General features: G+C 60.8%; 11 protein-coding genes. 8 read left to right on the forward strand and 3 right to left on the reverse strand.

The window, feature by feature from the left end; translation table 11 throughout:
• Positions 1 to 52: 52 nt before the first annotated feature.
• The 3 genes from AB5Y89_RS00340 to AB5Y89_RS00350 all read right to left on the reverse strand — a co-directional run bounded on the left by AB5Y89_RS00340 (position 53) and on the right by AB5Y89_RS00350 (position 2,369).
• Positions 53 to 577 (reverse strand): GNAT family N-acetyltransferase, encoded by a 525-nt coding sequence (locus tag AB5Y89_RS00340; RefSeq protein WP_160837940.1) that lies wholly within the window; start codon positions 575 to 577, stop codon positions 53 to 55.
• 97 nt (positions 578 to 674) lie between these two features.
• Positions 675 to 989 (reverse strand): DUF4377 domain-containing protein, encoded by a 315-nt coding sequence (locus AB5Y89_RS00345; protein ID WP_045524724.1) that lies wholly within the window; start codon positions 987 to 989, stop codon positions 675 to 677.
• Between the two features lie 93 nt (positions 990 to 1,082).
• The gene (locus AB5Y89_RS00350) at positions 1,083 to 2,369 is read right to left on the reverse strand and encodes a citrate synthase (RefSeq protein ID WP_010674492.1); all 1,287 of its coding nucleotides are present in this window, start codon (positions 2,367 to 2,369) and stop codon (positions 1,083 to 1,085) included.
• Between the two features lie 423 nt (positions 2,370 to 2,792).
• Between AB5Y89_RS00350 and sdhC the strand changes: the two genes are divergently transcribed.
• From sdhC to sucD, 8 genes are all read left to right on the forward strand, one after another.
• Entirely contained in the window at positions 2,793 to 3,182 is a 390-nt protein-coding gene (gene sdhC / locus AB5Y89_RS00355; RefSeq protein ID WP_029314418.1) for a succinate dehydrogenase cytochrome b556 subunit, read from the forward strand.
• On the forward strand, positions 3,176 to 3,520 hold the full coding sequence (gene sdhD, locus AB5Y89_RS00360; protein ID WP_010674495.1) for a succinate dehydrogenase, hydrophobic membrane anchor protein: 345 nt from the start codon (positions 3,176 to 3,178) through the stop codon (positions 3,518 to 3,520). The genes sdhC and sdhD overlap by 7 nt, the downstream gene beginning before the upstream one ends.
• 1 nt (position 3,521) lies before the next feature.
• Positions 3,522 to 5,288, forward strand: coding sequence for a succinate dehydrogenase flavoprotein subunit (gene sdhA, locus AB5Y89_RS00365; protein ID WP_045524725.1), 1,767 nt, complete (start codon positions 3,522 to 3,524; stop codon positions 5,286 to 5,288).
• A gap of 17 nt (positions 5,289 to 5,305) precedes the next feature.
• A complete protein-coding gene (locus AB5Y89_RS00370; protein WP_010674497.1) occupies positions 5,306 to 6,022 on the forward strand; it encodes a succinate dehydrogenase iron-sulfur subunit in 717 nt (238 codons plus the stop codon).
• A 114-nt stretch (positions 6,023 to 6,136) separates the two neighbouring features.
• Positions 6,137 to 8,947 carry a 2-oxoglutarate dehydrogenase E1 component gene (sucA, locus tag AB5Y89_RS00375; protein ID WP_052816295.1) on the forward strand — a complete coding sequence of 937 codons (2,811 nt, stop codon included), beginning with the start codon at positions 6,137 to 6,139 and terminating at the stop codon, positions 8,945 to 8,947.
• 86 nt (positions 8,948 to 9,033) lie between these two features.
• Positions 9,034 to 10,227, forward strand: a complete 1,194-nt coding sequence (odhB, locus tag AB5Y89_RS00380; RefSeq protein ID WP_042863770.1) for a 2-oxoglutarate dehydrogenase complex dihydrolipoyllysine-residue succinyltransferase — start codon at positions 9,034 to 9,036, stop codon at positions 10,225 to 10,227.
• A gap of 106 nt (positions 10,228 to 10,333) precedes the next feature.
• Positions 10,334 to 11,500 carry an ADP-forming succinate--CoA ligase subunit beta gene (gene sucC, locus AB5Y89_RS00385; protein ID WP_005300220.1) on the forward strand — a complete coding sequence of 389 codons (1,167 nt, stop codon included), beginning with the start codon at positions 10,334 to 10,336 and terminating at the stop codon, positions 11,498 to 11,500.
• Positions 11,500 to 12,372 (forward strand): succinate--CoA ligase subunit alpha, encoded by an 873-nt coding sequence (gene sucD, locus AB5Y89_RS00390; RefSeq protein WP_005300222.1) that lies wholly within the window; start codon positions 11,500 to 11,502, stop codon positions 12,370 to 12,372. The genes sucC and sucD overlap by 1 nt, the downstream gene beginning before the upstream one ends.
• Positions 12,373 to 12,419: the final 47 nt, after the last annotated feature.

The raw sequence follows: 12,419 nt of genomic DNA on the forward strand, positions 1-12,419 counted from the left end.
GGCGCCTTTTTTATTGAACTCTTTTTATTGAACTCTTTTTATTGAACTCTTTTTATTGAACTCTGCTGATGGTTCCCGGTTTGGGACCGCTGTCAGCCAGGGGCAACCGCATATAGACAGCCCCGTCACCATACTCCACCAGCGATTTGCCGGTGTCGGCGGGCACAAACCCCTGCTTGCGCCAGAAGGCGGGGGCATCCTGAACCGCCACCAGGCCTGCATGGCGATATCCAGCATGGCTCGCGAAAGCGAGTGCCCTTGCCAGCAGTCGCTGTCCGACACCCAGGCCGCGTGCCTTGCTCGAGACAGCGAGATCGTGCAGATAGAACTCGTCGTGACCGGCCAGCGCCTTCATCGGCACCGAGAGGGGCGGGGGCTGGTGGGCACGCCAGGGGTGGCAGAGCAGGTAACCCAGCACCTTGCCCTGACGCTCGGCCACCCAGCAGGAGGCGGGGGCCAGCTCGGTTTTGTTCTGCATCACCTCGAGGGGCTCTGGTTCGAACTGGTGATAACACTCGTGCTGGATGGCCATGATGGCGGGCCAGTCTGGCGTGCGGATGGTGCGGATCGTGATCATGATGCGGGTCGGGTCCGTACTCAAACCGTGGCAAAAAGGGGTGACAGCATACCCCAGAGAGCACACAAACGAAACCGGGTTACCTGTCAGCGACTCGTCAGCGAACCGGTTCCTTGCTCACGATCTTGACCAGCTGGTAGCGCAAGGAAGGGGCATCGGCCGGCACATCGGCCAGTTGCTCCCTGGTCACTTCCAGCTGGTAGCGGTAGCCCGGCTCGAAGGTGAAGCCTTCGATCTGCTGATAGAAGAGGCTCCAGCTCTCGCCTGGCTGACTGCGCACCTGCATGCACTTCATGGGGGCGACACCGACGCAGTCTGCCAGCTTGTCCTGGATATAGAGGGTTTCGGTGGTCGGGGCGCTCTGGCAGGCGCTGAGCAGGAGGGCAGAGCTGAGGAGCAGGGGAGATTTCATGATGAGTGTCCTTGGCGTAAAAGGGCGCGATTAAACCTGCAAAAGAAAAGGCGGTCAATGACCGCCTTTGTAACAAACCATGACAGATCGGGCTCAGCGCTGGTCGAGGGGCACGAACTCTCGCAGGGGCTGACCGGTGTAGAGCTGACGGGGACGGCCGATCTTCTGATCCGGGTCCGAGTGCATCTCGTTCCAGTGGGCAATCCAGCCGATGGTACGGGAGATGGCGAAGATCACGGTGAACATGGACATGGGGATGCCGATGGCCTTCATGATGATGCCGGAGTAGAAGTCCACGTTCGGGTAGAGCTTCTTCTCGATGAAGTAGGGGTCGGACAGCGCGATGCGTTCCAGCTCCATGGCAACGTCCAGCAGCGGATCCTTGATCTGCAGCTCGGTCAGTACCTCGTGGCAGGTTTCGCGCATCACGGTGGCACGGGGATCGTGGTTCTTGTAAACCCGGTGACCGAAGCCCATCAGACGGAACGGATCATTCTTGTCTTTGGCGCGGCCGATGTACTCGGGAATGCGATCCACGGAGCCAATCTCTTCGAGCATCTTGAGGCAGGCTTCGTTGGCACCACCGTGGGCCGGGCCCCACAGGGAGGCGATCCCCGCAGCGATACAGGCAAACGGGTTGGCACCGGAAGAACCGGCCAGACGCACGGTGGAGGTGGAGGCGTTTTGCTCATGATCCGCATGCAGGGTGAAGATGCGGTCCATGGCGCGCTCGACGATGGGGTTGACCTTGTACTCTTCGGTCGGCACGCCAAACATCATGTGCAGGAAGTTGCCTGCATAGGAGAGGGCGTTGCGCGGTTGCATGAAGGGCTGGCCGATGGAGTACTTGTAACACATGGCGGCCAGGGTCGGCATCTTGGAAAGCAGACGGAAGGCACAGATCTCGCGATGCTCCTCGTTGTTGATGTCGAGGGCGTCGTGATAGAAGGCGGACAGCGCGCTGACCACGCCGCACATGACGGCCATGGGGTGGGCGTCGCGGCGGAAGCCGCGGAAGAAGAAGGCGATCTGCTCGTGCACCATGGTGTGGCGGGTGACCAGACGTTCAAATTCCGCATATTGGGTCTTGGTGGGGGCCTCGCCGTACAGCAGGATGTAGCAGACTTCGAGGTAGCTGGCCTGGGTGGCCAACTGGGCGATGGGGTAACCGCGGTGCAGCAAGACACCCTGGTCGCCATCGATGTAGGTGATGGAAGATTTGCAAGAACCGGTGGCCATGAAGCCGGGGTCGAAGGTGAAATATCCTTGCGTGCCCAGCTTTCTGACATCGATCACATCGGGTCCAACGGTACCGGAGAGGATCGGCAGTTCAACCGGCTCTTTTCCGGGCAGATGTAGGGTGGCTATCTTATCAGCCATAGCACGTCTCCTTTGCTCTTTTATAATTTGGTTCCAGCCCTACTTTATTACGACTGTTATGACGCTGGCAAAGGTTCTTACCCGTACCACGGCGGCTGGAGCGCCTTATTTGAACCAGAGAACCATGTCTTTGTCAATTTTGCTGGATGATCATTAATGACTTGTTAAAGCTGTTGTGAGATCTGGTTTACGGTTTTGGATTTTCTGTGTAGCTATTTGATTGTCATTGGTTAAGGCCGCCGATATACTGCGCCACGTGGGTGATGGTCGTCGGTGTTTGAAACGCTTTCGCAAAGCCAGATGTGATATCGAAAATGTTATTTTTGGCTTTCCTGAGTTGTTTTGGTAACAAAAACCTAACAAATGCCACTCCTCGCCCTCAAAGCGTGTGAAAACAATAACTAACGTGCTCAATGGAGCTGAGTGGGCAAAGCCGTGAAAAACAAACAGAGACCTGTAAACCTCGACCTACAGACGATCAGCTTTCCTGTCACCGCCATCGCTTCCATCTTGCATCGTGTCTCAGGGGTCATCACCTTTGTGGCATTGGCCATCTTGCTGTGGATGCTTGGTACTTCACTCGCCTCTCCCGAAGGATTTGAATCGGTCGTTGCCATCATGGACAACTTCCTGGTCAAGTTCGTGCTGTGGGGGATCCTGACCGCGCTGGCTTACCACATCGTGGGCGGTCTGCGGCACCTGGTCATGGACATGGGCTATTGGGAAGAGCTGGAATCCGGTAATCAGAGTGCCCGTGTGGCCTTCGTGATCACCGCGGTTTTGGCGGTATTGGCGGGGGTACTGGTATGGTAACCAATTCTGCAACTTTCGGGCGCAGCGGTGTTCATGATTACATCCTGATCCGCGCCACCGCCCTCATCATGACGTGCTACGTCCTCTATCTGGTTGGCTTTGTCGCGTTCAACGACATCACCTACGAGGTGTGGACCGGCTTCTTCTCCAACACCTTCACCAAGGTCTTCACCCTGCTGACGCTCGTATGCGTCTTGATCCACGCCTGGATCGGTCTGTGGCAGGTGCTGACCGACTATATCAAGCCGGTCGGACTGCGCGGTGCGCTGCAGTTTGTGCTGGTGGTGGTGCTGTTTGTCTATGTGATGACTGGTTTCGTCGTGCTGTGGGGTGTGTAAGGTGACTATTCCAACTCGTGAATTTGATGCGGTCGTGATCGGTGCCGGTGGCGCCGGTATGCGCGCCGCGCTGCAGATTGCCCAGTCCGGCAAGAGCTGCGCCCTGTTATCCAAGGTTTTCCCGACCCGTTCCCACACGGTCTCCGCCCAGGGCGGGATCACGGTCGCCCTGGGCAATGCCCACGACGACAACTGGCAGTGGCACATGTATGACACCGTCAAGGGCTCTGATTATATCGGTGATCAGGAAGCCATTGAATACATGTGCAAGACCGGCCCCGAGGCCGTTTATGAACTGGAGAACATGGGTCTGCCCTTCTCCCGCTTTGACAACGGTACCGTCTATCAGCGTCCGTTCGGCGGTCAGTCCAAGAACTTCGGCGGCGAGCAGGCTGCCCGCACTGCGGCGGCAGCCGACCGTACCGGTCACGCCCTGCTGCACACCCTGTATCAACAAAACGTCAAGAACAAGACCACCGTCTTCTCCGAGTGGTATGCCCTGGATCTGGTGAAGAACCAGGATGGTCATATCGTCGGCTGTACCGCCATCGACATGGAGAGCGGCGAAGTCGTCTACTTCAAGGCCAAGGCCACCGTGCTCGCCACCGGCGGCGCTGGTCGCATCTATCAGTCCACCACCAACGCCCACATCAACACCGGTGACGGCGTCGGCATGGCGCTGCGCGCCGGGGTCGGCGTGCAGGACATGGAGTTCTGGCAGTTCCACCCCACCGGTATTGCCGGGGCAGGGGTACTGGTGACCGAGGGTTGCCGTGGTGAAGGCGGCTACCTGCTGAACAAGGACGGCGAGCGCTTCATGGAGCGTTATGCGCCAAACGCCAAGGATCTGGCCGGTCGCGACGTGGTGGCCCGTTCCATCATGATCGAGATCCGCGAAGGCCGTGGCTGTGACGGTCCCTGGGGCCCGCACATCAAGCTCAAGCTGGATCATCTGGGCAAAGAGGTGCTGGAATCCCGCCTGCCGGGCATCTGCGAGCTCTCTCGCACCTTCGCCCACGTGGATCCGGTCAAAGAGCCCATCCCCATCATCCCGACCTGCCACTACATGATGGGCGGCGTGCCGACCAGCGTGAACGGCCAGTGCCTGACCCAGGACAAGGATGGCAATGACGTGCCGGTGGTCGGTCTGTTCGCGGTGGGCGAGATCGCCTGCGTCTCCGTGCACGGTGCCAACCGTCTGGGCGGCAACTCCCTGCTGGATCTGGTGGTGTTCGGTCGTGCTGCCGGCATGCACCTGGTGGAGACCCTTGGCTCGATGGAGCACGGCGTGGAAGCCACCGACGCCGACATCGCCAAGGCACTGGAGCGCTTCAACCGCTGGGAAAACAACCGTGACGGGGAAGACCCGGCCCAGATCCGCAAGGACCTGCAGCGCTGCATGCAGAACAACTTCTCCGTGTTCCGGGAAGGGGATGCCATGGCAGAAGGGCTGGCCGAGCTGAAACTCATCCGCGAGCGTCTCAAGAACGCCCGTCTGGACGACACCTCCAAGGAGTTCAATACCCAGCGCATCGAGTGCCTGGAGCTGGACAACCTGATGGAGACCGCCTATGCCACCGCGGTGGCGGCGAACTTCCGTACCGAGAGTCGTGGCGCCCACAGCCGCTTCGACTTCCCGGAGCGTGACGATGAGAGCTGGCTGTGCCACAGCCTCTATCATCCGGACACCGAGTCCATGACCCGTCGCGCTGTCAACATGTCACCCAAGACCCGTGAGGCGTTCCCGCCCAAGGTCCGGACTTACTGATTGCGGAGCCAAGCACAATGAACGTCACATTCTCTGTCTACAGATACAATCCGGACGTTGATAACGTCCCGTATATGAAGGATTATCGTCTTGATATTCCTGAAGGTTCCGACATGATGGTGCTCGACGCACTGATCCAGCTCAAGGAGCTGGATCCCACGCTCGCCTTCCGCCGCTCCTGCCGCGAAGGGGTCTGTGGATCTGACGGTCTCAACATGAATGGCAAGAACGGTCTGGCCTGCATCACGCCGCTCTCGGATCTCTTGAAGAAGGGCAGCAAGGTCGTCATTCGGCCCTTGCCCGGTCTGCCGGTGATCCGGGATCTGGTGATCGACATGACCCAGTTCTACACCCAGTGGGAGAAGGTCAAACCCTTCCTCATCAACGACGAAAAACTGCCGCCCGTGCGTGAGCACCTGCAATCCCCCGAAGAGCGCGCCAAGCTGGATGGCCTGTACGAGTGCATACTCTGTGCCTGCTGCTCCACCTCTTGCCCCTCCTTCTGGTGGAACCCGGACAAGTTCATCGGTCCGGCCGGCCTGCTCGCCGCCTATCGCTGGCTGGCGGACAGCCGCGACACTGCGGCCAGTGAGCGACTGGGCAACCTGGATGACGCCTTCAGCGTGTTCCGCTGCCACGGCATCATGAACTGCGTGAACGTCTGTCCCAAGGGCTTGAACCCGACCAAGGCCATCGGTCAGATCAAGTCGATGTTGCTCAACCGGGCCGTGTAGTATCGGGGCCAGGGCGCCTTGCGCCGGGCCCGACCTCTGGATAGCCATCCCGCCCCGGGATGGCTATGACCCTACAAGCTGCAGTGCAGCGAACAAGATGTACAAGGGATAGAAATGCATAACGGCGTGATGAAGGCCTGGTTGGAGTCATCTCACCTGGCTGGTGCGAATGCAAGCTACATTGAGGATTTGTACGAATCCTTCCTGGAAAACCCCGACTCCGTTGCCGACGAATGGCGCAGCCTGTTCCAGTCGCTGCCCCAGGTCAACGGACATGCAGTAGAACAACCCCACTCCCAGGTTCGCGACTATTTCCGCCGCCTGGCCAAGGACTCCTCCCGTTACAGCGCTCCCGTCTCCGATCCCCAGGTGGATGCCAAACAGGTTCGCGTACTGCAACTGATCAACGCCTTCCGCTTCCGCGGTCACCAGAACGCCAACCTGGACCCCCTGGGTCTGTGGCAGCGCGAGCCGGTCGCCGAGCTGGACCCGGCCTTCCACAATCTGCAAGGTGCAGACATGGAGGCCACCTTCAATGTGGGCTCCTACGCCATCGGTCGCGAGACCATGGTGCTATCCGATCTGTATGCCTCGCTGAAGAAAACCTATTGCGGCAGCATCGGCGCCGACTACATGCACCTCACCTCCACCGAGGAGAAGCGCTGGCTGCAAGACAGGCTGGAATCCATCGAAGGGAAGGGCAACTATACCCTCGAAGAGAAGACCCGCTTCCTCGAGAGCCTGACCGCCGCCGAAGGGCTGGAAAAATACCTGGGTGCCAAGTTCCCGGGGGCCAAGCGTTTCTCCCTGGAAGGGGGCGATGCCATGGTGCCCATGCTCAAAGAGCTTATTCGCCGCGCCGGTGAGCAGGGTTGCAAGGAAGCCGTCATCGGTATGGCCCACCGCGGTCGCCTCAACGTGCTCATCAACGTACTGGGCAAGCGCGCTCAGGACCTGTTCGACGAGTTCGCCGGCAAGCACGGCGAATCCTGGGGCACAGGGGACGTGAAGTACCACATGGGCTTCTCCTCCGACTTCGCCACCCCGGGCGGCAACGTCCACCTGGCGCTCGCCTTCAACCCGTCGCACCTCGAGATCGTCAACCCCGTGGTTATCGGCTCCGTGCGTGCCCGTATGGACCGCCGCGGTGACAAGGACGGCTCCAGCGTCCTGCCCATCACCATCCACGGTGACTCCGCCATCGCGGGGCAGGGGGTCGTTGCCGAGACCTTCAACATGTCCCAGACCCGTGCCTATGGCGTGGGCGGCACGGTGCGCATCGTCATCAACAACCAGGTGGGCTTCACCACCTCCTATATCCGTGACCTGCGCTCCACCGAATATTGCACCGACATCGCCAAGGCGGTGCAGGCCCCTGTGCTGCACGTCAACGGGGATGACCCGGAAGCCGTGGTGCTGGTGACCCAGATTGCCCTGGATTACCGCAACACCTTCAAGCGCGACGTGGTGATCGAGCTGGTCTGCTACCGTCGTCACGGCCACAACGAGGCTGACGAGCCGAGCGCGACCCAGCCCCTGATGTATCAGAAGATCAAGCAGCACCCGACCCCGCGCAAGATCTACGCCGATCAGCTGATCGCCGAAGGAGCCATCGCGCCGGAGCTGGCCACCACGCTAGTCAACGACTATCGCGATACCCTGGATCGGGGCGAGCGGGTGAGCAAGGAATGGCGCCCCATGGAGCTGCATTCCGTGGACTGGACGCCGTATCTGGGTCACGACTGGGCCATGGCCTATGACAGCACTGTGCCCATGGATCATTTGAAGGCCCTGGGCGAGCGTATCAGCCAGTACCCGGCGACCCATGTGCTGCAACGCCAGGTCGAGAAGATCTACGAAGACCGTCGCCTGATGGCCGCCGGTGAGAAGCTGGTGGACTGGGGCTTTGCCGAGACCCTGGCCTACGCCACCCTGGTGGACAAGGGATCCCGCATTCGCTTTACCGGGGAAGACTCCGGCCGCGGTACCTTCTTCCATCGCCACGCCGTGCTGCACAGCCAGACCGATGCCAGCACCTACACCCCGCTGTGCAACCTGCACGAGAGCCAAGGCCCGTTCGAGGTGTACGACTCCGTGCTGACCGAGAACGCGGTACTGGCGTTTGAATATGGCTACGCCAGCGCGGAGCCGGCCGGTCTCACCATTTGGGAAGCCCAGTTCGGTGACTTCGCCAACTGCGCCCAGGTGGTGGTGGATCAGTTCCTCTCCTCCGGCGAGCAGAAGTGGGGCCGGATGTGCGGCCTGACCATGCTGCTGCCCCACGGTTACGAGGGCCAGGGCCCGGAGCACTCCTCCGCCCGTCTGGAGCGTTACCTGCAGATGTGCGCCCAGCACAACATGCAGGTGTGCGTGCCCTCTACCCCGGCGCAGGTGTTCCACATGCTGCGTCGTCAGGTAGTGCGCCCCATGCGCCGTCCGCTCATCGTGATGACGCCCAAATCCCTGCTGCGCCACCCGCTGGCGGTGAGCAAGCTCGAAGAGCTGGCAGAGGGCACCTTCCAGAACGCCATCGGCGAGATCGATGCGCTGGATCCCAAAGGCGTCAAGCGCGTGGTCTTCTGCTCCGGCAAGGTCTACTACGACCTGCTCGATGCCCGTCGCAAGGCGGAGCAGCAGGACGTGGCTCTGGTTCGGATCGAGCAGCTCTACCCCTTCCCGGAAGAGGAAGTGCGCGCCATCCTGGCCGATTACAGCCATGTCACCGACTTCGTCTGGTGTCAGGAAGAGCCGCAGAACCAGGGCGCCTGGTACAGCACCCGTCATCACTACGACAGCGTGCTGCCAAGCCATGCCCGCCTGCGTTATGCCGGTCGCCCGGCCTCGGCCTCACCGGCCGTCGGTTACATGTCCGTCCACGCCAAGCAGCAAAAAGCCCTGGTGGAAGACGCCCTTACCCTGGAATAACGAGTTGTGGATGAGAGGGCCCGTGTCGGGACCCTCTCTGACCTGGAACAAGCCTGCTGGCCAAGAAGTAACAAGGAACTGATTACATGACTATCGAGATCAAGGTACCGGACCTGCCGGAATCAGTGGCGGATGCCACCATCGCGACCTGGCACAAGAAACCGGGTGATCTGGTTGCCCGTGACGAAGTGCTGGTTGACATCGAAACCGATAAAGTCGTGCTGGAAGTGCCCGCGCCGGAAGCCGGCGTACTGGGCGACATCCTGCAGAGCGAAGGGGCCACCGTGCTCTCCCGCCAGCTGATCGCCATGCTCAAGCCGGCCCCCGTTGCCGGTGAAGCGACCAGCGAAAAGCCGGTGGAAGCTGTGGCCGATGACGCTGCCGATGGCCTGAGCCCTTCCGTGCGCCGCATGGTGGCCGAACACGACATCGACGTCGCCAAGCTGACCGGCACCGGCAAGGGTGGTCGTGTCACCAAGGAAGACGTGGAAGCCTTTATCAAGAATCTGGGCAAGGCTCCCGTGGCTGCGCCGACTGCTGCCGCTCCCGTGGCTGCCGCACCGGTTGCGCCGCTTGCCGGTCGCACCGAGAAGCGCGTGCCCATGACCCGTCTGCGCAAGCGCATCGCCGAGCGTCTGCTGGAGGCCAAGAACACCACCGCCATGCTGACCACTTTCAACGAGATCAACATGGCGCCCATCATGAAGCTGCGCAAGCAGTACGGTGAGATCTTCGAGAAGAAGCACGGCATCAAGCTCGGCTTCATGTCCTTCTATGTGAAGGCGGTGGTGGAATCCCTCAAGCGATACCCGGAAGTGAACGCGGCGCTGGACGGTGACGACATCGTCTACCACAACTACTTCGACGTCAGCATCGCCGTCTCCACCCCCCGTGGTCTGGTGACCCCGGTGCTGCGCGACTGCGACAACATGAGCCTGGCGGACATCGAGAAGGCCATCAAAGACCTGGCCGGCAAGGGCCGTGACGGCAAGCTGACCGTGGATGAACTGACTGGCGGCAACTTCACCATCACCAACGGTGGCGTGTTCGGCTCCCTGATGTCCACCCCCATCATCAACCCGCCCCAGAGCGCCATTCTGGGTATGCACAAGATCCAGGACCGCCCCATGGCCGTCGACGGCAAGGTCGAGATCCTGCCGATGATGTACCTGGCGCTCTCCTACGATCACCGCATCATCGACGGCCGCGAGTCCGTGGGCTTCCTGGTCTCCATCAAGGAGCTGCTGGAAGACCCGACCCGTCTGCTGCTGGATGTCTGAGCAAGCGTGACTGAAAGATAACGAGGGGCCGCCCAGGCCCCCATTCACAGGGGATTGAGAAACACGAGCCCCGGACGGAAATACCTACAACACGGATAGAGCATCTATGAATCTGCATGAATATCAGGCAAAACAGCTGTTTGCCGAGTATGGCCTGCCGGTCTCCGAAGGTTATGCCTGTGCCACCCCGCAGGAAGCGGCCGAAGCGGCCGACAAGATTGGCGGCAACACCTGGGTCGTCAAATGCCAGGTCCACGCCGGTGGCCGCGGCAAGGCGGGCGGCGTCAAGCTGGCCAAGAGCAAGGACGAGATCCGCGCCTTTGCCCAGAACTGGCTCGGCAAGAACCTGGTGACCTATCAGACTGACGCCAATGGTCAGCCGGTTACCAAGATCCTGGTGGAGTCATGCACCGACATCGCCAAGGAACTGTACCTGGGCGCCGTGGTCGACCGTGGCTCTCGCCGCGTGGTCTTCATGGCTTCCACCGAAGGTGGCGTGGAGATTGAGAAAGTCGCCCACGAAACCCCGGAACTCATTCACAAGGCTGCCATCGATCCCCTGGTAGGCCCGCAGCCTTATCAGGCCCGCGAGCTGGCCTTCAAGCTGGGTCTGGTCGGCGATCAGATCAAGCAGTTCACCAAGATCTTCATGGGCCTGGGCCAGATGTTCCTGGACTGCGACTTCGCCCTGCTGGAGATCAACCCCCTGGTCATCACCGACAAGGGCAACCTGCACTGCCTGGACGGCAAGATCAACATCGACGCCAACGCCCTGTACCGTCAGCCCAAACTGCGCGAGATGCACGATCCGTCCCAGGATGACCCCCGCGAAGCGCACGCCGCCCAGTGGGAGCTGAACTATGTGGCCCTCGATGGCAACATCGGCTGCATGGTCAACGGCGCGGGCCTGGCCATGGGCACCATGGACATCGTCAACCTGCACGGCGGTTCCCCGGCCAACTTCCTGGACGTCGGCGGCGGCGCCACCAAGGAGCGCGTGACCGAGGCCTTCAAGATCATCCTCTCCGACAGCAAGGTACAAGCCGTGCTGGTCAACATCTTCGGTGGCATCGTGCGCTGCGACATGATCGCGGAAGGCATCATCGGCGCCGTGAAGGAAGTGGGGGTGAAAGTGCCCGTGGTGGTGCGTCTGGAAGGCAACAATGCCGAACTGGGTGCCCGTAAACTGGCCGACAGCGGCCTCAATATCATCGCCGCAACGAGTCTGACTGACGCAGCTCAGCAAGTGGTAAAAGCAGCGGAGGCCAAATAATGAGCGTTCTGATCAACAAAGACACCAAGGTGATCTGCCAAGGCTTTACCGGCGGTCAGGGTACCTTCCACTCCGAACAGGCGATTGCCTACGGTACCCAGATGGTTGGCGGCGTCTCCCCGGGCAAGGGTGGCACCACTCACCTGGGCCTGCCGGTGTTCAACACCGTCCGTGACGCCGTGGAAGCCACCGGCGCCACCGCCTCCGTCATCTATGTACCGGCCCCGTTCTGCAAGGACGCCATCCTGGAAGCCATCGATGCCGGCATCAAGCTCATCGTCACCATCACCGAAGGCATCCCGACCCTGGACATGCTGGACGTCAAGGTGAAGCTGCAGGAAACCGGCGTACGCATGATCGGCCCGAACTGCCCGGGCGTCATCACCCCGGGTGAGTGCAAGATCGGCATCATGCCAGGTCACATCCACAAGCCAGGCAAGGTGGGTATCGTCTCCCGCTCCGGCACCCTGACCTACGAAGCGGTCAAGCAGACCACGGACGAGGGCTTCGGCCAGTCCACCTGCGTCGGTATCGGTGGCGACCCCATCCCGGGTTCCAACTTCATCGACATTCTGGAGATGTTCCAGAATGACCCGCAGACCGAAGCCATCGTGATGATCGGCGAGATCGGCGGCAACGCCGAGGAAGACGCGGCGGCCTACATCAAGGCCCACGTCACCAAGCCGGTGGTCTCCTACATCGCGGGTGTCACCGCCCCGGCTGGCAAGCGCATGGGGCATGCGGGCGCCATCATCGCCGGTGGTAAAGGCACTGCCGCAGAGAAATTTGCCGCCCTGGAAGATGCCGGCGTGAAAACCGTGCGCTCCCTGGCCGATATCGGCAAGGCCCTGCGTGAAGTAACTGGCTGGTAAGTTCTTTAGCCTGTTATCTCGGATAGCAAAATGCCGCCCTTTGGGGC

The organism is Aeromonas sp. s4, assembly GCF_040907855.1.
Lineage (GTDB): Bacteria > Pseudomonadota > Gammaproteobacteria > Enterobacterales > Aeromonadaceae > Aeromonas > Aeromonas caviae.

Coding starts and splice junctions, on each gene's coding strand:
- sucC (WP_005300220.1), top strand. CDS start 10,334: ATGAATCTGCATGAATATCAGGCAAAACAGCTGTTTGCCGAGTATGGC.
- odhB (WP_042863770.1), top strand. CDS start 9,034: ATGACTATCGAGATCAAGGTACCGGACCTGCCGGAATCAGTGGCGGAT.
- sucD (WP_005300222.1), top strand. CDS start 11,500: ATGAGCGTTCTGATCAACAAAGACACCAAGGTGATCTGCCAAGGCTTT.
- AB5Y89_RS00370 (WP_010674497.1), top strand. CDS start 5,306: ATGAACGTCACATTCTCTGTCTACAGATACAATCCGGACGTTGATAAC.
- AB5Y89_RS00340 (WP_160837940.1), bottom strand. CDS start 577: ATGATCACGATCCGCACCATCCGCACGCCAGACTGGCCCGCCATCATG.
- AB5Y89_RS00350 (WP_010674492.1), bottom strand. CDS start 2,369: ATGGCTGATAAGATAGCCACCCTACATCTGCCCGGAAAAGAGCCGGTT.
- AB5Y89_RS00345 (WP_045524724.1), bottom strand. CDS start 989: ATGAAATCTCCCCTGCTCCTCAGCTCTGCCCTCCTGCTCAGCGCCTGC.
- sucA (WP_052816295.1), top strand. CDS start 6,137: ATGCATAACGGCGTGATGAAGGCCTGGTTGGAGTCATCTCACCTGGCT.
- sdhD (WP_010674495.1), top strand. CDS start 3,176: ATGGTAACCAATTCTGCAACTTTCGGGCGCAGCGGTGTTCATGATTAC.